The sequence below is a fragment of the Litoribacillus peritrichatus genome (assembly GCF_039537985.1).
Lineage (GTDB): Bacteria > Pseudomonadota > Gammaproteobacteria > Pseudomonadales > Litoribrevibacteraceae > Litoribacillus > Litoribacillus peritrichatus.
Map to the genome: position 1 here is coordinate 1,040,291 of NZ_BAABBN010000004.1, position 23,095 is coordinate 1,063,385.

Annotated in this window: 20 protein-coding genes; 15 read left to right on the forward strand and 5 right to left on the reverse strand. The window is 43.6% G+C overall.

All coding sequences use genetic code 11. From position 1 onward, the window contains the following. Positions 1–98: 98 nt before the first annotated feature. Together ABD744_RS05940 and mfd are read right to left on the reverse strand one after the other, a co-directional pair. Positions 99–1,103, reverse strand: a complete 1,005-nt coding sequence (locus tag ABD744_RS05940) for a CsiV family protein (RefSeq protein ID WP_344796422.1) — start codon at positions 1,101–1,103, stop codon at positions 99–101. A gap of 3 nt (positions 1,104–1,106) precedes the next feature. Continuing rightward, positions 1,107–4,559, reverse strand: a complete 3,453-nt coding sequence (gene mfd / locus ABD744_RS05945) for a transcription-repair coupling factor (RefSeq protein WP_344796424.1) — start codon at positions 4,557–4,559, stop codon at positions 1,107–1,109. A 327-nt stretch (positions 4,560–4,886) separates the two neighbouring features. Here mfd and ABD744_RS05950 point away from each other — a divergent pair, with 327 nt between their 5' ends. From ABD744_RS05950 to ABD744_RS06005, 12 genes are all read left to right on the forward strand, one after another. Continuing rightward, positions 4,887–6,311: a glyceraldehyde-3-phosphate dehydrogenase gene (locus ABD744_RS05950; RefSeq protein ID WP_425562149.1), complete on the forward strand. Its 1,425-nt coding sequence runs from the start codon at positions 4,887–4,889 to the stop codon at positions 6,309–6,311. Between the two features lie 319 nt (positions 6,312–6,630). After that, the gene (locus tag ABD744_RS05955; protein ID WP_344796428.1) at positions 6,631–7,974 is read left to right on the forward strand and encodes a Na(+)-translocating NADH-quinone reductase subunit A; all 1,344 of its coding nucleotides are present in this window, start codon (positions 6,631–6,633) and stop codon (positions 7,972–7,974) included. Between the two features lie 2 nt (positions 7,975–7,976). Then, the gene (locus ABD744_RS05960) at positions 7,977–9,170 is read left to right on the forward strand and encodes an NADH:ubiquinone reductase (Na(+)-transporting) subunit B (protein ID WP_344796430.1); all 1,194 of its coding nucleotides are present in this window, start codon (positions 7,977–7,979) and stop codon (positions 9,168–9,170) included. Then, a complete protein-coding gene (locus ABD744_RS05965; protein ID WP_344796432.1) occupies positions 9,163–9,954 on the forward strand; it encodes a Na(+)-translocating NADH-quinone reductase subunit C in 792 nt (263 codons plus the stop codon). Before ABD744_RS05960 ends, ABD744_RS05965 begins: the two co-directional genes overlap by 8 nt. 3 nt (positions 9,955–9,957) lie before the next feature. Then, complete coding sequence (locus tag ABD744_RS05970; protein WP_344796434.1) at positions 9,958–10,617, forward strand: NADH:ubiquinone reductase (Na(+)-transporting) subunit D; 660 nt, start codon at positions 9,958–9,960, stop codon at positions 10,615–10,617. Then, the gene (gene nqrE / locus ABD744_RS05975) at positions 10,617–11,231 is read left to right on the forward strand and encodes an NADH:ubiquinone reductase (Na(+)-transporting) subunit E (RefSeq protein ID WP_344796436.1); all 615 of its coding nucleotides are present in this window, start codon (positions 10,617–10,619) and stop codon (positions 11,229–11,231) included. Before ABD744_RS05970 ends, nqrE begins: the two co-directional genes overlap by 1 nt. Positions 11,232–11,257: 26 nt before the next feature. Next, a complete protein-coding gene (nqrF, locus tag ABD744_RS05980) occupies positions 11,258–12,487 on the forward strand; it encodes an NADH:ubiquinone reductase (Na(+)-transporting) subunit F (RefSeq protein WP_344796438.1) in 1,230 nt (409 codons plus the stop codon). Between the two features lie 69 nt (positions 12,488–12,556). Then, positions 12,557–13,633 (forward strand): FAD:protein FMN transferase, encoded by a 1,077-nt coding sequence (locus ABD744_RS05985; protein ID WP_344796440.1) that lies wholly within the window; start codon positions 12,557–12,559, stop codon positions 13,631–13,633. A 36-nt stretch (positions 13,634–13,669) separates the two neighbouring features. Further along, positions 13,670–13,906: a (Na+)-NQR maturation NqrM gene (gene nqrM, locus ABD744_RS05990; protein ID WP_344796442.1), complete on the forward strand. Its 237-nt coding sequence runs from the start codon at positions 13,670–13,672 to the stop codon at positions 13,904–13,906. Between the two features lie 91 nt (positions 13,907–13,997). Further along, entirely contained in the window at positions 13,998–15,392 is a 1,395-nt protein-coding gene (gene sthA / locus ABD744_RS05995; protein ID WP_344796445.1) for a Si-specific NAD(P)(+) transhydrogenase, read from the forward strand. 242 nt (positions 15,393–15,634) lie between these two features. Then, complete coding sequence (locus ABD744_RS06000; protein WP_344796447.1) at positions 15,635–15,919, forward strand: PA4642 family protein; 285 nt, start codon at positions 15,635–15,637, stop codon at positions 15,917–15,919. Between the two features lie 78 nt (positions 15,920–15,997). Then, the gene (locus ABD744_RS06005) at positions 15,998–16,816 is read left to right on the forward strand and encodes a mechanosensitive ion channel family protein (protein ID WP_344796449.1); all 819 of its coding nucleotides are present in this window, start codon (positions 15,998–16,000) and stop codon (positions 16,814–16,816) included. 82 nt (positions 16,817–16,898) lie between these two features. Here ABD744_RS06005 and tal read toward each other — a convergent pair whose 3' ends face one another. The 3 genes from tal to ABD744_RS06020 all read right to left on the reverse strand — a co-directional run bounded on the left by tal (position 16,899) and on the right by ABD744_RS06020 (position 19,832). Further along, entirely contained in the window at positions 16,899–17,849 is a 951-nt protein-coding gene (gene tal / locus ABD744_RS06010) for a transaldolase (protein WP_344796451.1), read from the reverse strand. A 120-nt stretch (positions 17,850–17,969) separates the two neighbouring features. After that, positions 17,970–18,989: a tRNA dihydrouridine(20/20a) synthase DusA gene (gene dusA, locus ABD744_RS06015; RefSeq protein ID WP_344796453.1), complete on the reverse strand. Its 1,020-nt coding sequence runs from the start codon at positions 18,987–18,989 to the stop codon at positions 17,970–17,972. Between the two features lie 243 nt (positions 18,990–19,232). Next, a complete protein-coding gene (locus ABD744_RS06020; protein WP_344796455.1) occupies positions 19,233–19,832 on the reverse strand; it encodes a TetR/AcrR family transcriptional regulator in 600 nt (199 codons plus the stop codon). A gap of 70 nt (positions 19,833–19,902) precedes the next feature. On the opposite strand from ABD744_RS06020, the gene ABD744_RS06025 reads away from it, so the two are divergent. From ABD744_RS06025 to ABD744_RS06035, 3 genes are all read left to right on the forward strand, one after another. Next, positions 19,903–20,091, forward strand: a complete 189-nt coding sequence (locus ABD744_RS06025) for a hypothetical protein (RefSeq protein WP_344796457.1) — start codon at positions 19,903–19,905, stop codon at positions 20,089–20,091. A gap of 241 nt (positions 20,092–20,332) precedes the next feature. Continuing rightward, a complete protein-coding gene (locus ABD744_RS06030) occupies positions 20,333–21,937 on the forward strand; it encodes an AAA family ATPase (RefSeq protein WP_344796459.1) in 1,605 nt (534 codons plus the stop codon). Next, a complete protein-coding gene (locus ABD744_RS06035) occupies positions 21,930–22,607 on the forward strand; it encodes an HNH endonuclease (protein WP_344796461.1) in 678 nt (225 codons plus the stop codon). The genes ABD744_RS06030 and ABD744_RS06035 overlap by 8 nt, the downstream gene beginning before the upstream one ends. Positions 22,608–23,095: the final 488 nt, after the last annotated feature.

Sequence of the window (23,095 nt, forward strand, 5' to 3'; positions counted from 1 at the left end):
GGTTGTGGTTGATTGTATTTAGATGGCTTTTTGTATTTAGATAGCCTAGTGTGAGGCTTGAGCACAGGTTCAGGTGCCTCACACTGTTTTTGGTTTTTCTATTCTTCTGCTTTAAGTTGGTCGATTGGAGTGACTTTAATTAGAGCACCAAGCTTAGGGTGATCCAGGTAGTACAAGTCTTTAGAGTGTTTCATTATTCTGTCTTCTGAAATGTAGAAGACTTCGCTTGAAATGTATTTTGACTCTTTTGTGGTGTCTTCACTGTATAGGTTTTCATTGACTACAGAGGACAGGTCAAACAAGTTTACATGGTGGTGTTGAAGTCCTTGTGTGGATTCTGGTGGTTGAATGCCGCTAAACAAGGGCTTGGTATCCGTTAGCTCCACTTCCGTTTTTAAGCTGTATCTGTGTAAAAAAAGATCTGCGTAGGCGTGCAGGTATCTTTGTTTGCTTATTTTAAGAAAGCCTTCGAATTCAGGTTCATTGTCAAACCAGTTTCCTGCGACTAAGTGCATTGTCGGCGCGTCACCTTTTTCTACCATAGGCTGCTTCCAGGCGGTGCTTATTAAAACTTCATAGTTTGGGTTTTTGTTGAGTTGTCTGTGCGCTCCGGCCAGTAGTTCGAGGGGTTCCTGGTGGTAGCTTATTGTGTTTGAGGCTGGGGGTTGTGCGTCTGTTTCTGGTGTTGGCTCGCTTTGATCGGAAATCTTGGGTGTTAAAATCGCTCGTTGATTTGAGTAGGATATTTCTTTGCGTTGGGCCATCTCATTGAATTCTGGTGGGTAATCAAACCCGGAAAGTTGAAGTAGCTTAGCTGCGGGTGGCTGAAAATCCACATGCGTTGGAAAAACCTCTGTAACCGGGGAGTTGAGGTGCTTGAAAATGACGACTTCTACTTTAAACCAGTCGCTCAGTGGTTCAAGGGGCTCTTTTAGTGAGTCGTTGGATGGCGCAACTGTGTTGGGCTGGGTATGTGTTGGAATTCTCTGTAGGTCTTTTGACAGCTCGGATGCATTGATGTCATTTTCTGCTCTGCTTGGCGAACAAAATAAAAATGCAGACAAAGAAAGTGCAACGGCTAGTGGTGTTAACGTTATTTTCAAGGTTTATTCCTTTGGTGCTAATTCATTAAGCAGTGTGTCGATGGCTTGAAAGCGGCGGTCTATTTTGTCCATATCTAACGTAAATTGCAGTTGGTTGCCACCCTGAAGGCGATATTTTTGTGGCTGGGACTGCATCATAGTAACGATTGTGAAGGTGTCTACGGATGTGTCTGACGCGAAGACCATTTTGCCTGATTTTGCACCGGCTTCAATTTTGTCGATGCCAAGTCGTTCGGCTTTGAGTCGTAACTCAGTAACCCGGAACAGGTTTTTTGTGGCGTCAGGCAATAAACCAAAGCGGTCGATCATTTCTACTTTCAGGTCGTGAAGCGTTGTTTTGTCTTTGGCGTTGGCTATTCGTTTATAGATGATCAGGCGTTCGTGTACGTCTGGTAGGTAGTCATTTGGGATGAGTGCAGGCAGCTTAAGGTTGATGTCGGTTGATTGCTGTAAGGGTTTATCAAGGTTGGGTTCTTTTCCTTCCTTGATGGCTTTGACTGCGTCCTCAAGAAGTTCCATATAAAGAGTAAAGCCAACGCCTTCGATTTGTCCGCTTTGGTCATCACCCAGTAATTCACCTGCGCCACGTATTTCCAGGTCATGCGTTGCCAGAGTGAAGCCAGCGCCTAGTGTGTCGGCTGCGCTGATGGCTTCCAGGCGTTTCACTGCGTCTTTGGTCAGGCTGCGAGGCGGTGGAGTCAATAAGTAGGCATATGCTTGGTGGTGTGATCTGCCCACGCGCCCACGAAGTTGGTGTAATTGAGCCAGGCCAAATTTATCGGCGCGCTCAATGATGATGGTATTGGCGTTCGGAACGTCAATGCCGGTTTCAATGATGGTGGTGCAGACCAGAATATTGAAGCGTCTGTGATAAAAATCGGACATGATGCGCTCAAGCTCAGACTCTCGCATTTGGCCGTGTGCAAACTCAACGCGTGCTTCAGGCATCAATTCTTTAAGATCCTGAGTGACTTTCTCTATGGTTTTTACTTCGTTGTGAAGGTAGTAAACCTGGCCGCCACGTAAGACCTCACGCAGTAAGGCTTCGCGAACCGTCGTGTCGTCCCGTTGCCGAACGAAGGTTTTCACTGAAAGGCGCTTGGCTGGCGGTGTGGCAATGATGGATAAATCCCGGATGCCAGACATGGACATGTTCAGAGTTCGGGGAATCGGGGTTGCTGTGAGTGTCAGTATGTCTACGTCGGACCGAAGCGATTTCAGTTTTTCTTTCTGCTGAACACCAAAGCGGTGCTCTTCATCAATGATAAGAAGGCCGAGATTCTTGAATGTCACATCGGCGTTGATGATTTTGTGTGTACCGACCAAAATATCAATCTTGCCTTCTTTGAGTTGCTGGATGGCAGTGTTTTGTTCTTTTGCGGTTTTAAAACGAGATAAAACTTCCACCTTTACCGGCCAGTCTGCAAAGCGGTCTCGAAAGCTTTCATAATGTTGCTGAGCAAGCAGTGTGGTGGGAACCAGGGCGGCCACTTGTTTGCCGGATTGAACAGCCATAAAGGCAGCGCGCATAGCGACTTCTGTTTTGCCGAAGCCTACGTCACCACAAACCAGTCGATCCATAGGAGTGGGTTTGTGCATGTCTTGTATGACGGCGTTAATGGCTTGTGCCTGATCGGGGGTTTCTTCAAATGGGAAGTTGGCTGCGAACTGACGATAGCTGTCGTCGGGAAGGTCAAACTGGAAGCCTTTTTTAGCGGCACGACGTGCGTAGATATCCAGAAGTTGTGCGGCTGCGTCACGGGCTTTCTCGGCGGCTTTTCGCTTTGCTTGGCTCCATCGCTCTGAACCCAGTTTATTGATGGGCGCGTTTTCGTCGCTTGACCCCGAATAACGAGCGATCATATGTAGGTTGTTGACCGGAACATACAGTTTGGCGTCGTCGGCGTACTCAAGGATTAAAAACTCATTGGCCTGGCCTTCCAGCTCAATCGTTTCCAGGCCTCGGTATCGGCCGACACCGTGATCCAGGTGAACAACGGGGGCGTTAATTTTAAGTTCGGTCAGGTTTTTAATGACCTGGTCGCTGTGGTCTTCCGTTTTGGTGGCGCGGCGTGTCTGGCTGACGCTGTGGCCAAAAAGCTCTTGTTCGGTAATTAAGGCCAGTGAGCGCTCATTAAAAATAACCCCCTGAGAAAGAGGGGCGATGAGCAGCTGGATTTCGTCCTTGCTGGCTTCGGTGAGTTCTCGCCAGTTGTTGACGGGTCTGGTTTTAATGCCGGCGGCTTTAAGGTATTCCGTGAGTGTTTCCCGGCGGCCAGGAGAATCCGGGATAAGTGCAATCGTGCCATCAAACTCCTTACTGAACTGGATGACTCGGCTGTAAGGTTCGCTCAGCCGGTGGTCTACGCTTAAGTCCGGTGCTTTTTCTGTGGGCAGGTTGATTCTTCCTGCTTGTTCTTTGATGGTTTCTTCCGTCAGAGTAATACGCTGAAAATCTTTCAGTTGAGAAAGGAGGCTCTGCGGTTTTGCATACAGCTCTTCTGGCTGAATGATAGGGCGCTCTATGTCGTGACTGAGACTTTCGTGTCTCTGTTCAATGTCATTCCAGAACTTATCCAGGCTGTTGTTGATGTCGCTGTAAAGAAAAATGCAGGCGTGCTCTGGTATGTAATCAAGCAGCGTTGCCATGTGATCAAAGAATAGTGGTTGGTAATATTCAATGCCTGCCGGAATCAGGTTGTTTTGAAGGTCTTTCAGAATAGGCGCTTTATGTGATTGCTCAAATCGGTCACGCCATACTGCGCGAAAAGCTTTCAGGCTTTTATCGTCGCAAGGGAATTCTCTGGCAGGCAGCAGGTTTATTTCTTCATGCTTTTCAATGGAGCGTTGGTTTTCCGGGTCGAAACTTCTCAGGCTTTCAATTTCATCATCAAACAGTTCGATTCGGTAAGGGGTGTCGTGGCCCATCGGGTAAAGGTCAATGATGGAGCCGCGAATAGAAAACTCGCCGTGTTCGTAGACGGTATCTACGTGCTGATAACCAGCGTGTGCCAGTTTCTCTTTCAGTTTGTTTAGATCAAGCGTGGCGCCATTTTTGATGGAAAAAACGTAACGGCCAATGAAGCTTTCCGGTGGCACTCGCTGCATCAGAGTCTGGGCTGAGATGACCAGTATGCCTTGTTTGATTTTGCCCAGCTGATCCAGCGTTTTTAATCGATCAGAAATGATGTCCTGATGGGGAGAGAAGCTGTCGTAAGGCAAGGTTTCCCAATCAGGGAAGTTAATAATGGTGGATTGGCCTTTACTGAAAAATTTAAGCTCTTCAGTGAGTTGGTTTGCCTGGCTGTTGTTTTCCGTGATGACCAGTCCGATGCCGGATGTTTTTTCAATGCTTTGTGCTACAAGTAATGCTTTGGCGGAACCAATAACTTGGCCGTAGCGCTTATGGTCTCCGGGTTTGGCTGAGTCTAACAAAGTGTCATCACTGAATAACATATAGCTAAGGCATCCTGCTGAATATCGTGTTATGGCTGGAAGAGTGGTTTAAAGCTGGTTTTGATGGCGCATTATTCTACCTGATTGAGGATCGTGATCTAGTCTGGAGTCGACAATAAATGTTCATTTAGCAGATAAATGAGGCTTTTCGGGCCAACAAAGTTGCGTTTTGAGTACATTCAAAAGATAATGTGCGCGATTTTTTCATGCTGATTGAATTATATGGCGATCACGGAAAGTTGAGCCATGAGTGATCAATCGGTATTCACTTTTTGTTTGGCATAGTGTCAAACCTGTTTTGTTTTAAAAGGTGCCCTTGTGACTGATATTACAGAAACTCATTTTTCTGATTGGAAAAAGCGTGAAGAAGTAGCTGAAACCATGATTCCGTTGGTTGGTAAACTGAGCCGTGATCGTAACGTGATCGCGACAGTTTATGGTCGCTCTTTGGTAAACCGTTCTGTTATTCATATCCTTAAATCACATCGTGCTGCTCGTCGTATCGAAGATTCAGAGCTTTCTGTTGTAGACACTCTGAAAGTAGTTGAGGCGTTACTTGAGCTTGGTATTCGTAACGCTCGCATTGATGTAGGTAAGTTGGGCTATCGTTTGAGCAAGCAGCCGGCAGATGTAAATGTCCTTGAATTCGTTACTGCTGAGTTGGCTGGTTTGAACTGTGCTGACGAAAAACATGAAGGACGCGATGTTGTTCTTTACGGTTTTGGCCGTATTGGTCGTTTGGTTGCGCGTATTTTGATTGAGAAGGCGGGCAGTGGTGAAAACTTACGTCTTCGTGCGATCGTAGTTCGTAAGGGCAAGGGCAAGGATCTTGAAAAGCGTGCAAGCCTGCTTCGTCGTGACTCTGTTCATGGTTCTTTCCAGGGCACAATCACAGTAGACGAAGAAAACTGCGGCATCATCGCAAACGGTCACTTCATCAAAGTGATTTACTCTAGCTCGCCTGAGACAGTGGATTACGAAGCGTATGGTATTAAAGATTCGATCGTGGTTGATAACACGGGTATCTGGCGCGATGTCGATGGTCTTTCTCAGCACTTGGAAGCTCGTGGTGTTGAAAAGGCAATCTTGACTGCACCTGGTAAGGGTGACATGAAGAACATCGTTTACGGAATCAACAGTGATTGCATCGAAGATTCTGATAAGCTGATTTCTGCTGCATCTTGTACAACAAACGCAATTACGCCTGTTTTGAAGGCAATTAATGATGAGTTTGGTATTCATCATGGTCACGTGGAGACAGTTCATTCCTACACGAATGACCAGAACTTGATTGATAATTACCACAGTGCAGACCGTCGTGGCCGTTCAGCGCCATTGAATATGGTAATTACTGAAACGGGTGCAGCGAAGGCAGTATCTAAAGCGCTTCCTGAAATGGAAGGCAAGCTGACGGGTAACGCGATTCGTGTACCAACACCGAATGTTTCCATGGCGATTCTGAATCTTTCTCTTAAGAAAGAAACAACCGTTGAAGAAGTGAATGCGTATTTGCGCCATACAGCGCTATATTCTGATCTTCAGCAGCAGGTTGATTATGTGGATTCACCGGAAGTTGTTTCTTCTGACTTTGTGGGTTCACGTAAGGCAGGCATCGTAGACGGTAAAGCAACCATCGTAAATGGCGATAAAGCTGTACTTTATGTTTGGTACGATAATGAGTTCGGTTATAGCTGTCAGGTTGTTCGTATTCTTGAGCAGGTTGCAGGTTGCAAGTTCCCTGAATATAAATAATTGCTATAGAAAACGTTTGGGTGGCAATTAATAAAATAGACTGAGCTAAATCTTAGCCCCTCTAAATTGTTCTGCTACTCTTTAAATGGCCGCATATCTGAGTGATATGTGGCCATTTTTGTAGGTGCTGTATGAAAACTGCACTACGGTCTTAATTTTTAACGAAAAATATTGATTTGAATGGTAGTAGGGGTATGACCATTTAGATATAATCTTGCGGATTTTTGGGTGGGGGAAACCCCTGAAAGTTTATTAGCATGCTAAATATCCACGTCAGAATGGATACTAAGCGCGCTTTGATGAGAGACTAGGCAAACGAATGATAAAGCTTAAGCGTGGCCTTGATCTTCCCATCACTGGAAGTCCTGAGCAGTCTATTCGTGAAGGTAAATCCGTTCGCACTGTTGCGGTTGTAGGTTTTGACTACAACGGCATGAAACCAACTATGGCGGTAGCTGTAGGAGAACAGGTTAAGTGTGGTCAGGTACTTTTTAACGATAAGAAAACTGAGGGTGTGCTATATACAGCACCTGCTTCCGGTACTGTGGTTGAAATCAACCGAGGGGAGAAACGAGTTCTACAGTCCGTTGTGATCGAAGTGAATGGTGACGACGCAGTAGAATTTTTGAAAGTCAGCGAGTCTGAAATCGCTGGTTTAAGTCGTGAACAGGTTCAAGAAAACCTTGTTAATTCCGGCATGTGGACTGCATTGCGTACAAGACCTTTCAGTAAGGTACCAGAGGTTGGCTCTGTGCCTTCATCTGTTTTTGTGCAGGCAATGGATACCAACCCGTTGGCAGCAGACCCACAAGTTATCATTCAGGAAAAAGAATCTGCATTTAAGCAGGGTCTTCAGCTTTTAGCTAAGCTAACTGATGGTAAGGTGTTTGTGTGTCAGGCGGGCGGAGCGAATACTCCGGTATCTGGCGATGCAAAAATTGAAGTTGCTTCATTCGACGGTCCGCATCCAGCGGGTTTGCCTGGAACGCATATTCATAATTTGGACCCTGTTAGTGCTACTAAGACAGTTTGGTCTGTGAACTATCAAGATGTGATCGCGATTGGTAATTTATTTACTACGGGTCGCCTTGATGTTGAGCGCGTTGTTGCATTGGCTGGCCCACAGGTTAAGAACCCAGGTTTGGTTCGTACTCGTATTGGCGCAAATGTAAATGACCTGACTGAAGGCGAGTTGAACGGTACCAATAACCGTCTAATCTCGGGTTCAGTGTTTGGCGGTCGTGCTACACGTGGACCTGTGAGCTACCTTGGTCGCTATCACATGCAGCTTTCTGTGCTTGAAGAAGGTGATACTCGTGACTTTATGGGGTGGTTATCTCCTGGTAGTCAACGTTTCTCACTACTGAATATCTATTTATCCAAACTTGCTCCAAGTCGTTTGTTTAACTTCAATACCAATACTAATGGTAGTGAGCGAGCAATGGTGCCTGTAGGTCTTTACGAAAAAGTAATGCCTTTGGATATTCTGCCAACGCAATTGCTGCGTTCTTTGGCCGTTGGTGACACAGAGCAGGCTCAGTTACTTGGTGCGCTTGAACTGGACGAAGAAGATTTGGCTTTATGTACTTTTGTTTGCCCTGGCAAATACGAGTACGGTCCAATCCTGCGTGATAATCTAACCCGCATTGAGAAGGAGGGTTAATCGTGAGTCTTAGAGGTTTCCTGGACAAAATCGAGCCCTCATTCCATAAAGGGGGCAAGTACGAAAAGTGGTATGCACTTTTTGAAGCGGTAGATACAATTTTCTACTCACCTTCAAGTACCACAAAAACGACAGCGCACGTACGTGACGGCATTGACCTGAAACGTATGATGATCACTGTTTGGATGTGTCTATGGCCTGCAATGTTCTACGGAATGTGGAATATCGGTCTTCAGGCGAACACTGCCATTGCTGCAGGCACGGGTACTGCACCGTCTGATTGGCATGCAATGTTCTTTACAGGTCATGACCCTGCAAGCATGTTGGATAACTTCATGTTTGGTGCGGCTTACTTTCTACCGATCTATTTAACTGCCTTTGCAGTGGGTGGATTCTGGGAAGTATTGTTTGCCATGGTTCGTGGTCACGAAGTGAACGAAGGTTTCTTTGTTACTTCTATCCTGTTCGCGTTGATTCTTCCTCCTTCAATCCCGCTTTGGCAGGTTGCTTTAGGCATCAGCTTTGGTGTTGTGATTGGTAAAGAAGTTTTCGGTGGTACAGGTAAGAACTTCCTGAACCCGGCACTGACAGGTCGTGCATTCTTGTTCTTTGCTTATCCTGCGCAAATGTCCGGTGATGCAATCTGGACTGCAGTTGACGGTTTCTCTGGCGCAACACCGTTAGGTCTTGCTGCTGTTGGTGGCGTTGATGCAATTCTTGCCAATGGCATAACTTGGGCTGATACCTTCTTTGGTACGATCCAGGGTTCTATGGGTGAAACTTCAACCCTTATGCTGTTAATTGGTGGCGGTGTGCTGTTAATGACGGGTATTGCTTCCTGGCGAATCGTTGCCGGTGTATTGATTGGCATGGTAGCCACTACGTTGCTGTTGAATGGTGTGGGTTCTGAAACAAACCCAATGTTTGATCTTCCATGGTATTGGCACCTAACCATTGGTGGTTTTGCCATTGGTATGTTCTTCATGGCGACAGACCCTGTTTCTGCTTCCATGACGGACAAAGGCAAGTGGTACTTTGGTGCATTGATCGGTTTCATGGTTATTCTGATTCGCGTCGTTAACCCTGCGTTCCCGGAAGGCATGATGTTGGCGATTTTGTTCGCTAACCTGTTTGCACCTTTGATTGACCATTTCGTAGTTCAGGCAAACATCAAGAGGAGGTTAGCTCGTGGCTAGTAATAACGATACGATCGGAAAAACTATCACTGTCGCACTTCTTCTTTGTATCGTGTGTTCTGTGATTGTATCTGGTGCAGCGATTGCGTTGAAACCTGCGCAAATTGCAAACAAAGCTCTGGATATGCAGCGTAACATTCTTTCAATTGGTGGTTTGGCTGAGCCAGGTGAAAGCCTGTCGAAGTCCCGCGTTGAAGAGTTGTTTGGTCAGATTGAAGAGAAGTATGTAGACCTTGCCACAGGCAAGTTCACAGATGCGCCTTTCCCAAATTATGACCAAAACAAAGCAGCAAAAGATCCTAAGTTCTCAACTAAGCTTGATGGTGCGGTAGATATCGCCTCTATTAAGCGTAAGCAGAACGTAGCAACTGTTTATAAGGTAGTCGGTGGAGAAAACGCTGGTCGTTTGATCCTGCCAGTAAACGGCTATGGTTTGTGGTCAACGCTGTACGGTTTCGTAGCGCTTGAATCAGACCTGAATACAGTGGCTGGTTTGGGCTTCTATGCACACGCTGAAACGCCTGGTCTGGGTGGTGAAGTTGATAATCCACGTTGGAAGAAAATGTGGGTTGGTAAAACCATTTATGACACTGACGGAAGTGTTGTTGCAAAAGTTAAGAAAGGTAGTGTGAATCCTGCGATTGAAGCTGAAAAACTTCATCAGGTGGACGGTCTTTCTGGCGCAACACTGACCAGTAACGGTGTTACTAATCTGATTAAGTTCTGGCTGGGTGGCAATGGTTTTGCACCTTTCCTAAAGAACTACAAAGCAGGGGAGGCCTAATCAATGTCTGAATTAAGGCAGGTATTGACTGAACCAGTCGCAAAAAACAACCCGATTGCACTTCAAATCCTGGGTATCTGTTCAGCGTTGGCTGTAACAACCAGTTTGAATGTGGCTCTTGTAATGAGTATGGCGGTAATCGCGGTAACTGCGTGTTCTAACCTGGCAGTTTCTGTTATCCGTATGCACATTCCTAGCAGTATTCGTATCATTGTTCAGATGACCATTATTGCTTCTTTGGTAATCGTGGTGGACCAGGTGCTTAAAGCCTTTGCTTATTCAATCAGTAAGCAGCTTTCGGTATTTGTTGGTCTGATTATTACAAACTGTATTGTGATGGGGCGCGCGGAAGCATATGCAATGAAGAATGGCCCGTTCATGAGTTTCATGGATGGTATCGGTAACGGTCTTGGTTACTCTGCAATTCTGATTATTGTTGCTTTCTTCCGTGAATTGTTCGGTGCCGGTAAGTTGTTCGGCATTGAGATTCTACCTTTGGTTACTGAAGGCGGCTGGTATAACCCGAACGGTTTGCTGTTGCTTCCGCCAAGTGCATTCTTCCTGATTGGAGGAATCATCTGGGCACTCAGAACCTTCCAGAAAGACCAGGTAGAGGCTCCGGATTTCAAAATTGCCAGCAATACGTCTAAGGAGGCTTACTAATGGAACATTATTTAAGTCTTTTAGTGCGTGCGATCTTCGTTGAGAACATGGCTTTGGCCTTCTTCCTGGGGATGTGTACATTTATTGCGATCTCTAAGAAGATTCAAACCTCTTTGGGTCTTGGTATTGCGGTAATTGTGGTATTGGCCATTACAGTACCCGTAAATAACCTGATTTATACCTACCTTCTGAAAGAAGGCGCATTAACCTGGATTAGCCCTGAGTATGCGACAGTAGATCTTAGCTTCCTGGGTCTCTTGAGCTACATCGGTGTAATCGCTGCGATGGTTCAGATTCTGGAGATGGTGTTGGATAAGTATATTCCGTCACTTTATAACTCTCTGGGTGTGTTCTTGCCGTTGATTACAGTGAACTGTGCCATCATGGGTGCATCACTGTTCATGGTTGAGCGTGATTACCAGTTCGGTGAAAGTGTGGTTTATGGTGTTGGTGCCGGTATTGGTTGGGCATTGGCAATTACTGCACTTGCGGGTATTCGTGAAAAACTGAAGTACAGTGACATTCCTGAAGGTCTTCGTGGATTGGGTATTACCTTTATCTGTGTTGGTTTGATGTCTCTGGGCTTTATGTCTTTCGGCGGAATTTCTTTGTAGTGTGTCGCTATAACGAGGGTATATAAATGTTAGGAACTGAAGTAATACTCGGCGTAGTGATGTTCACAGTGATCGTTATGGCATTGGTGGCAGTAATTCTGTCTGCCCGTGCCAAACTTGTGAACTCTGGTGATGTCACTATCGCGATCAATGACGATGATGATAAATCCATCGTTACGCCTGCGGGTGGTAAGTTATTGCAAACGCTGGCTGGGTCAAATGTATTTTTGTCATCAGCTTGTGGCGGTGGCGGTACATGTGCGCAGTGTAAGTGTAAGGTTTTTGAAGGCGGCGGCGACATGCTTCCTACTGAGGCGTCTTACTTTACTAAGCGTGAAGCTCAAGAGGGCTGGCGTCTTGCGTGTCAGGTTGCTGTGAAGCAAGACATGAAGATTGAAGTTGAAGACGAAGTCTTTGGTGTTAAGAAGTGGGAATGTACGGTTGAGTCTAACCCGAACGTTGCTACCTTCATTAAAGAACTTACGCTACGTTTGCCTGAAGGTGAAAACGTCGACTTCCGTGCAGGTGGTTATGTTCAGCTGGAATGTCCGCCGCATCACGTTAAGTACTCTGACTTCGATATTCCTGAAGAATATCGTGGTGACTGGGATCACTTCGGCATCTTTAAGCATGAGTCGATTGTTAATGAAGCGGTTATCCGTGCTTATTCCATGGCGAACTATCCAGAAGAGCGTGGATTGGTTAAGTTCAATATTCGTATTGCGACACCGCCTCCGGGAACAGATCACCCACCAGGCATCATGTCGTCTTACGTGTTTAACCTGAAGCCAGGTGACAAGATCACTGTATACGGTCCATTTGGTGAGTTCTTCGCGAAAGACACTGATAACGAAATGGTCTTTATCGGTGGTGGTGCGGGTATGGCGCCGATGCGTTCGCACATCTTCGATCAGCTTAAGCGTCTGAACAGTAAGCGTAAGATCAGCTTCTGGTACGGTGCGCGCTCTATGCGTGAGTCCTTCTATAATGAAGAGTACGACCAGCTAGCGGCTGAAAATGAGAACTTTGATTGGCACCTTGCACTTTCAGATCCTCAGCCAGAGGATAACTGGGAAGGCTTGACCGGCTTCATTCATAATGTTCTTTATGAAGAGTATCTTAAAGATCATCCGGCACCGGAAGATTGTGAGTTCTACATGTGTGGGCCTCCAATGATGAACGCTGCTGTAATCAACATGTTAGAGAACTTGGGTGTAGAGCCTGAAAATATCTTACTTGATGATTTTGGTGGTTAATTAAAAAAGGGCCGCATTTGCGGCCTTTTTTTTATTTATTCGATTTGTGTTAATTGAAAGGTTTCAGCATTGTCTCAGAATAAATTAATTGCTGTGGTAGCGCTTTGTAGCTTGGTTTTACTTGTCGGTATTCTCAGTGAAGAGAGAGCAGAAAAAGAGCAAATTGGCTCGCAGGAAGTTAGCCTAAATCATGACTTGCCTGAAAAAGTAACTTATTCCGGCCCTACAATGGGGACGTCCTTCAGTGTGGTTTACATCAATACTTCTGGAAAAGAAGACGCAGTTGTTAATGCTCAGGTATTGGCGTCTATTGAATTAGTTAATACCCAGATGTCGACTTACAAACAAGATTCAAACTTATCAGAATTCAATCGTCTTCCTGAAAACAGTTGTTACCAGTTCCCTGAAGATACCTACAAGGTAATTTCAATGGCGCAGGAAATCAGTAAAACAACCGATGGCGCGTTTGATGTCACGATAGGTCCCTTGGTGAACATGTGGGGGTTTGGCCCAAATTACAAGCCTGAGGTCATCCCTGATGACCGTGAAATAGCGAAGATAAAGTCGACTAAAGTCGGGTATCAATCTCTGGAACTTAAAGGCAATAATACCGTCTGTAAAGAAAAGCCGGTCTATGTGGATTTGTCCGCAATTGCTAAAGGGTATGCCGTAGATTTGGCCGCCAAAACGCTGGATAATATGGGTATTGATAGTTATTTGGTTGAAATTGGTGGTGAACTGAAAGCCAGGGGTGTTAAGCCGAATAATCAACTCTGGAGAGTGGCTGTAGAAGAGCCGAGTGGCGGTCTTGGTCACTCAGTACATAAAGTGGTTGAGTTGAAAGATGCTGCCATCGCAACATCAGGCGACTACAGAAACTATTATGAGGTTGATGGTCAGCGATATTCGCATACCATTGACCCTGTAACCGGAAAGCCAATTAAACATTCATTGGCTTCGATCAGTGTTTTACATTCCTCTGTGGCGTATGCTGATGCCATCGCCACGGGGTTAAATGTGATGGGGCCGGAAAAAGCCCTCGCATTAGCAAAATCAGAAGGTCTTGCGATCTATATGATTGTAAAAAAGGAACAGGACTTTTCTGTCGAGAGTACGGAACAATTTAATCAATACTTGTTAGATTAAATAATCATAAACAAGCATTTAGAAAGTGGTGTGGCTATGGAAATTATGTTGGTTGCTTTTGCGGTTATGTTGATTTTGGTCGTGGGAATGTCCGTGGGCGTTATCATGGGCCGAGAACCCCTCAAAGGCTCATGTGGCGGTATGGCGGCTTTGGGAATGGATACCGCGTGTGACATATGTGGTGGTAATCCGGTGAAATGCGAAGAAGAAAACCAAAGACAGCAAAACGAAGCGAAAGGAAAAGATCATCAGTTTTATGATGCGGCAAAATAATTTCCGAAATCATACTAAACTGAAACAAAAATAATTAATTGATAGGGTGATGGATGAATAATCAACGCCTTATGGAGACAGGGAATAATTGATGGCGGATTTATATTACGATGTTGTAGTGATTGGTTCTGGTCCTGCAGGAGAAGGTGCAGCGATTAATGCGGCAAAAGCAGGTAAGCGTGTTGCTGTGATTGAAGTGCAGCCGCAAGTTGGTGGTAACTGTACGCATAAGGGAACAATCCCGTCCAAAGCGTTACGTCATGCGGTAAAACAAATCATCACATTTAACACTAACCCAATGTTTCGTGATATTGGCGAGCCTCGCTGGTTCTCTTTTCCAAAGGTATTGAAGGGGGCTGGCCGTGTGATGCAGAAGCAGGTTAAGCTTCGCACAGAGCATTACGCAAGAAATCGAATTGACATTCATTTTGGCCATGCAAGGTTCGTAGATCAAAATACCATTACTGTCACGGGTGGCTCGAATACGGCGGATCGTCTTCATGCAAAAAACTTTGTTATTGCGACAGGCTCCCGCCCTTGGCACCCACCGGGAGTCAACTTTAATCATCCTCGCGTTTATGACAGTGATTCCGTACTTGAGCTGCAACATACGCCGCGTACGTTAATTATTTACGGCGCAGGTGTGATTGGCTCTGAATACGCGTCAATCTTCGTTGGCTTGGGTGTTAAGGTTGATCTGATCAATCCGGCCGATACCTTACTCTCATTTCTTGATAGTGAAATATCCGATGCGCTTGGCTACCACCTCCGAAATAATGGGGTCATGGTACGTCATAATGAACAGTTCGATTCACTGGAAGCGACAGACAACGGCGTTGTGTTGAATCTTCAGTCCGGTAAGCGTTTAAAGGCAGACGCCTTCCTTTGGTGTAATGGTCGCTCCGGTAATACGGATAATATGGATCTTGAAAATATAGGTCTTGAAGCCAACTCTCGTGGCCAGTTAGAAGTGGATGAACACTACCGCACAGCCGTAGAACACGTATACGCAGCAGGTGATGTGATCGGTTGGCCTAGTTTGGCCAGTGCTTCTTACGATCAGGGGCGAGCAGCGTCCAAAGATATGGCGCAGGACCCTGAATTTCACATGGTATCTGACGTACCTACGGGTATTTATACCATTCCGGAAATCAGCTCTGTTGGTTTAACAGAACAGCAGTTGACGGCTAAAAAAGTGCCATACGAAGTGGGTCAGGCACAGTTTCAACATACTGCTCGAGCGCAAATTACCGGTGAGCCGATCGGTATGTTAAAGATCCTGTTCCACAGAGAAACGCTGGAAATCCTTGGGGTTCATTGCTTTGGAGATCAGGCATCTGAGATTGTGCATATTGGTCAAGCCATTATGAATCAACCTGGCGAACTGAATACGATTAAATACTTTGTAAATACCACGTTCAATTACCCAACCATGGCGGAAGCCTATCGTGTTGCGGCTTTGAACGGCTTGAACCGAGTCTTTTAATTTCGTTTGGCCTCTTGATTTATTTCAAGGGGCTTTCCTTTCAAGGGGCTTTCTTTTAACGAGTTTTATCTGAAGGAACCCGATTCCTTATCAATTCTGCTTCTTTCTTTATCTGTTTTTCCTGTTAATTGTCTTCTTCTTATATGTTTTGTTTATGATATGATTCGCGTCATCAAAAACGTATATAAATACTTTGCTGTTTTGAGTAAGCGGCAGAGTGCAGGTGTTGAGGTTAGCTGGTTATGCTTAAAAAAGATAAACAAAAAGTTTTCAAAGATGAGTGGAGCGATGAGCACGTTAAGGCGTACTTGGAGCGCACACCATACGGCGACGAAAACGCAGACTTCTATGTTTTAAACATCGCTTACCGCTATATGGTTGCTGATGACTTCGCTCGTTTTGTGACGTTTTTTAAAGAAGCGGGTCGTGATCTAAATGCTGTGGGTCCAGAGAATAAAACAATGGCGCAGTTGTTGGCCGAGCATGCGCAAGGCGAAGATTATTTGAAGGTGATTCAGGCTGCATAAGCAGAATGCCTTGATATTATCAAAGGAGCTATTAAGCTCCTTTTTTAATGCCTGTAAAAATATAAAAAAGGAATAATTATGATGGATCAGGAGTTGGAGCAATTAGAGAAGGCTTATGATGTAGTCACTCAATTTTTAGTTACCTATTCTTTTCAGGTGCTTGGGGCCATTCTTGTCATTATTATTGGCTTTCTGGTGGCAAATGCTGCTTCTAAAGCGGTGGCCAAGCTTGGGGTTGCTAAAAATCTCGATGTAACCTTAACAAAGTTCTTAGCGAATGCGGTAAGGCTGCTGGTCTTAGGTTGTTTCTTAATTATCAGTTTGGGTAAGTTTGGGATCAGTATTGCTCCGTTTGTTGCGGCGCTGGGTGCTTTAACGTTTGGCTTGGGTTTGGCGTTGCAAGGGCCTGTTTCAAACTATGGCGCTGGCCTTGCGATCATCTTGTCCAGGCCGTTTAAAGTCGGTGATACCGTTACTATCAATGAGTATTCAGGCATCGTCAGAGAAATCAAATTAGCGAATACTGTGCTTGCCACGGAAGATGGCGAAATGATTACCATACCTAATAAGAAGATCATTGGTGAGGTCATACATAACTCGTTCAGTTATAAACTGTCTGAAATTGTGGTGGGTATCGATTACAGCGATGACCCGGAAATTGCCATTGAGGCCATCACTCAGGCATTGCTCGAAGGCGATAACGTGGCCAAAGACCCTAAACCGCAAGTCGGGATTGAAAGCCTTGGTGACTTTTCAGTCAATATTTCTGTTCGTTTTTGGGTGCCGATGGACAGCTATTTTGAAACCCGTTTTCAGATGAATATGGCCATCTACAATGCAGTGAAAGCCAAGAATATCAATATCCCGTTTCCTCGAAGAGAAATCAAAATGCTATAAATGGGTATTTTTCAGGCAACAAAAAAGCAGCGGTGAAAGCTGCTTTTTTGTTGCCTGAGTATGACTTTGCCCGGAGGGCCTTTTAAGCCAGTGACGCAAACTTTTCTTCCAGTTTGATCTGGTCTTTAGTGAAGTTACGAATACCTTCAGCTAACTTTTCAGTTGCCATGGCGTTTTCATTCATGGACCAACGGAATGATTGTTCGTCAAAACTGACTTTATCCTGAGAGTCATACTTATTCGCGAAAAGTCGCTGTTCAAGTACTTCTGTATCAGACTCAAGCTCTGCAAGTAGTGCAGGACTGATCGTTAAACGGTCGCAGCCAGCAAGCTGTTCGATTTCGCCTGTGTTTCTGAAGCTTGCACCCATGACCACGGTTTTGTGACCGTGTTGCTTAAAGTAATTATAAATTTGGGTAACGGAAACAACACCTGGGTCGGTTTCAGAGGTGTAGCTTTCACCGGTAGATGCTTTGTACCAATCAAGAATTCGGCCAACGAAAGGTGAAATTAAAAATGCACCCGCTTCTGCAGCAGCGACTGCCTGGGCAAAAGCAAAGATCAACGTCAGGTTGCAATTGATGCCTTCTTTTTGAAGTTCTTCAGCGGCTTTGATGCCTTCCCAGGTAGAGGCGATTTTAATTAAAACACGGTCTTTGGAAACGCCGTTTTGTTCGTAAAGCTGAATGATCTGGCGGGCTTTATTCAGTGTTGCTTGAGTGTCGAAGGATAAACGAGCATCCACTTCGGTGGAAATGTACCCTGGAACGATTTGGGTGATTTCAGTACCTAAGTCGACACCAAATTTGTCACACGCCAGTGACACTTGTTCGGATGCATCATCGGTTTGTGATTTTGCCCAAAGAATCGACGCTTTTAGTAAATCCTGGTAATGAGGTAATTCAGAGGCTTTAAGTAGCAACGAAGGGTTCGTGGTTGCATCAACAGGTTTGTATTGTTTGATTGCCTCAATATCGCCTGTGTCAGCTACGACTTGAGTCATTGATTTTAATTGGTCTAACTTGTTATCCATAACACAACTTCTTTAAATGATTTGGTGTAATTCTTACCAATACAATATTACAAATGCTTTACAAAGGTAAAGTAGAAGCGAATTATCTTTCAATCAAGAAGTTGTGTCAGGTCAACGAAATCAAGCGACTGGTTGTTCCGTAACCATTTCCAGAGCGTCAATCAGGACTTCCAGGCCTGCACCGGGTTTTGTTGCATTTTCAGAAATATGACGACGGAACTTTCGTGCTCCCGGAACGGCCTGGAACATACCTAACATATGGCGAGCGATGTGATTAAGATACGTTCCACGTTCAAGCTCAGCTTCCACATAAGGGTATAACGAACGAATGGCTTCGTGACGGGTTGCCTGGGTCGCCGCGTTATCACCAAAAATTCGCTGATCTGCCGCCGCAAACAGGTAGGGGTTGTTGTATGCCTCACGGCCAATCATAACGCCATCCACTTTGGTCAGATGCGCTTCGGCTTCTTCTAAGGTTTTTACACCGCCATTGAGGGAGATATGAAAATCAGGAAACTGCTCTTTAATGCGATAAACATAGTCGTATTTTAGCGGTGGGATTTCCCGGTTTTCTTTCGGACTTAACCCTTTCAGGATCGCCTTTCTAGCATGAACAATGAAGGTTTTGCACTGAGAAATATGATTCACGGTGCCAATGAAATCCTGAAACTCTTCGTAACTGTCCTGGTTGTCGATACCTATGCGAGATTTCACCGTGACCGGAATATCAACCACATCTTGCATGGCTTTGATGCAATCGCCTACCAGCTTAGGCTCGGCCATTAAACAAGCGCCAAAACTGCCGTTTTGAACCCGGTCACTTGGGCAACCAACGTTTAAGTTGATCTCGTTATAACCTCTGTCTTCACAGATTTTAGCGCATTTAGCTAATGCTTCCGGATCTGAACCGCCCAGCTGCATGGCCACGTTTTGCTCAATTTCATTGAATCTCAAGTGGCGCTCCTGATCTCCGAACAGAATCGCTCCGGTTGTCACCATTTCTGTGTACAGAAGCGTATGTTGTGTAAGCCCGCGCATGAAGGTTCTGTAATGGGAAGTGGTCCAGTCGAGCATAGGCGCGATGGAGAGCCTTCTTGAATCTTCAATGGAATTGATCGGAGAGGATACTTTGTTTTCCAAGAGCTTACCTTTTCAACGTCGTAAGGCGTAAAACAGCCTTTGATAAAAATAATTCTGTGCGAAATATAAACAAATTTGCTTCATGTTTGAAGGCGCGAGATTGTAGCACAGAGAAGAGGTATGTTGGTTTGAATTGTTAAAGAAAACCGACAAGGTAGTTTATTTTTTAGTGTTTTTTTGAAGAAAGAACTGCGTAAGTATTGGCATGATATTTATGCTCTCACTTCATGGTCCTTTCGTTGATCAGTGTTTTTTATTACCTGATGGGAAGAACAGATGGTGGCCTTGGTCGATTCGTTTAATCAAGCTATTCAATAACGATCTCGTGTCTTTAAAATTGTCGCTGTCATCAAATAAGAAATGAGCAAAGCTGGTTAAGTAGGCAGAAGTCGTTGCTACTTCATCGGCCACTCGTTTTAACCCAGAATAATTGCGATTAGATACTTCTAAAAACCATTGGACGGTTCGACTTACGCGAGTAATCCCATGGGCTTGTAAATGGAAATGACCAGGCTCCAGTTTATAAGCCATCATCTCCTTTATGATAGGGCGGTAGGGGGCTAAATATTCAAACCATGTCATGATGCAGGTGATTAAGCGATCATCACTTGATAAGGCCTGATACTTTGAGTCCGAGGACAGGGAAAGCATGGCATTGTCGGCCCGATTGAAAAATGCTTCTACCATATCATCCTTCGAACGATAAATGCTTTTAATATCAGCGAGTGAACAATTCGCTTCAATGGCCAGTTCGCTCAAGCTAAAGGACTCCCACGAGCTTTTTTGGGCCAATAATATGGCCTGATCGATAATTCTCTCTGGCGTAGCTTCATTCGTAGTCATGACCCAAACCTTTAGGGTGGCTGGCTAATTATTATAGTTGATGGAGATGTGTGTTATTTAAAAATACAAAATGTGCGAAGCCAAAGAGGGCGGTCGCCTTTACACACTGAAACACGTATTCACTCAGGCTGGTATTGATCCAAGCAATGCAAATAAACAAGGCTGGGTGCTCACCTGGGATCGTTTGTTGATGCTGGTTCAGAAGGGAGGCGTTAAGGCCAGTTACTTTGTTGATAAATCAAAAGCGCAAGGTGATTGAGTTAGACTAGGTGGGAGAGGTAGTATCATTAGATCATAGTTTCAAGAGACTCTTGAAGCACAGGAAAGGATAATTAAAGCGATAATTATATAAAAAACTTGTAATATAGGTGTATGAAGGTTGCAAAGGTTTTCATTTACTCAAGATAAGGCCAGTGCTGTGAATTATGGATCAGTAGTTTAATAATATATCTTAATATTGAAGATATTTGTTTTAGTTGAACATAGAATGGAATCTTATAATGGTCATTAATGAAGTAAGGTATGGTAATCGAATAGTTGAATTATGTTTAGATAATGTTGGTCTAGATTGTAACGTTTTTACTGTAGTAGTTGGTCGTAATGGTTGTGGTAAAAGTACTTTGTTACAAAAGATCTGCAGTATTTTCATTTCTTCATTTCTAAAAAATAGCTATAGAATTAAAGACTTAATAAACTATGAGCAAGGTAAAGAAGAAACTTCATTTGATGAAACCGGATGCTTGTTTTATAAATTAGAAAATGAAATTCATGAATTATTGATTAAATACCGAACTTTTATTCAAAACGGTTTTAATCTAGATCAGCTACCTAAAAAATTTCGTGAGACAATTATGAATGATCTTCATCTTAGTAATCGGAATACGGATCTACATGTAAGTCACTTAATAAACGGTAAGATCAAGGAATCTCAGGAGCAATTACCTAAGATTATTGCTGTATCATCTAGTCCCTTTGATAAGTTTCTATTGATAGATGAAAGCCGATGGCATAGATCTATCAATCTTTTAGAGGAGGTTTATGTTTATCGTGGAGCAAGAACCAACGTTAACTCTAGAAAAAGTTATACGAGATCCAAGTTTGACCAGTTAGGTGCGTCTTTCATTAACTTTTTTTTAAAGCCTGAGAAAAGAACGAATGAGTTAGTTCCTTTGTTTTCATATTTAGGAATTAGAGAAAAGTTCACTGTTAAATTAAATTTTCCTTTTCATTTTTCATTTGATCAAATCCTCAGTGAGCAGGGTGACGGATCTCGTAGGGCAGTTGAAAGTGCAAGATTTTTTAAAGGGATGAAAGACAATACATCCTTAACCGATGAAGATATAGATAGAATTAAAGAGAGCGTAAAAGAACTTAATGAAGGTCTTTTTTTTAATTCTTCATCTGACTTCTTTCGTTTTCGTAATGAGCCGATTTCTATAGAACTGGATATTTATAATCCAAATAATTTTGAAACAAACTTCCTGAAAGACTTTTCGGTTCTTGCAAGTTATGACTTAATAGATTTAGTGAATATTGAATTTACTAAAGAAGATAATAGTAAGTTTTTTCTAACAGATGCCAGTTCTGGAGAGTTGTGTATATTGTTTAATATATTAGCTATAGCAGGGGCTATATCAGATAATTCAGTTATTTTGTTAGACGAACCAGAGTTAAGTTTGCATCCGGAATGGCAGCGAGAATTTATACCTTTAGTAAAAGAGGTATTTTCTCAATATAAAAAATGCCATTTTATTCTCGCGACTCACTCTCCTCATATTGTTTCCTCTTTACCTTCAAATAACTCTTTTGTTGTTAACTTAGAGACGAACCCAGCAAAGGCGATTTCAGGGGGAAGCTTTTCTTTAAGATCGTCTGATTATCAACTGGCTGAAACATTTAATTCTCCGGGTCATAAAAATGAATACCTCATTAGTCAGCTAGTTGAAGTTCTATCTCAACTTAGTGATGGTAAAGAAATTGATGAAAATTTCTTAGAAAAAATAAAAAATCTTATAAAGTTTGATTCTTTAGTTAATGATACTGATCCTGTAAAAAAATTACTTGCTACTTTAAAGAAAGCTTTGGAGGTTCTCCAGGGTGAATGAGGTGCTATTTTCAGGTAAAGAATTAGAATTAGTTAATGATTTTAAAGATCTAAAAGATAAACGGTCGGTTTCTTGGGGTGATGATAAGTTTAGTATTCTTCGGAAACAAATAAAAGATCACTATTTAGTAGAGCAAAACTACACATGTTGCTTTTGTAGGCAGAGAATTGTTGTTAAGAGTAATAGAGCTTGGGATGCAGAGCATATTATTTCAAAGTCAACGCATCCTGATTTTATGTTTGAACCTAGGAACTTATGTATTAGTTGTCCAGACTGTAATAATGAAAAAAGTGATAAGCAAGTTTTAGACAGAGACAATAGAGTAAGGTTTCCAGAAAATTCTAGAGCTTATAAAATAGTTCATCCTCATTTTGATAAATATGAAGAGCACTTGAATGTTATTGTCGAAGGTAAATTGTACAAATGGAAAACTCCTAAAGGAAGAAATACAATTCGTATTTATGGATTAGATAGGTTTTTGGAAGATACTGGGCGAAACAACCCTAATCGGGCAAATGAAAAATCGCGTAATATAATGGCTTCTGCGCTTTCAAATTCTCAAGATTACGAGAAGCTTGAGATGGAACTTTTGCAGCATTTGGTACTTAAAAACGCTGATAGAATAGGGGCTGAAGAGACGATAAATATGCTAAAGAAGCTGGAAGAATAACCTGAGTTAATGGTTTGATGTTTAACTTGTCTCAATACAGGTGCTTAAATATCTCTTCTAGACGTGGTAACCAAGGCCCACTCATCAGAGCCTAAATGTATTAATTTTCATATATTGGCTTTAACACGAATTTATTAAAGCAGCATAAAACCTTGAACCCTTCAAGCCCAAACTCATCACTGAGGTCTTTGAATTATTGAGAGACGTAAAGTCGAGCACACCCGTCCATTTTGGACTTGAACCCCAGACGGTTGGCAACATTGTCTTCTGCGAAGACAAAAAGCTTCAGACCGTTTTCATGGCTCTAAAATGGTCTTTTTCAGTTAGTCTTAAGCCTACCTTTCCAAATGACCTTTATTCTTTGGTTAAGAACAACGTGGAAAGACTCCTTCGCTTCATTCCTCGACCATACTGGCAGAGTTAGAGATTCCTCGTTTTAACCTACTTGCCTGATGTAATGCCGTGTAATGGCGCTTTCGCTTCCCCAT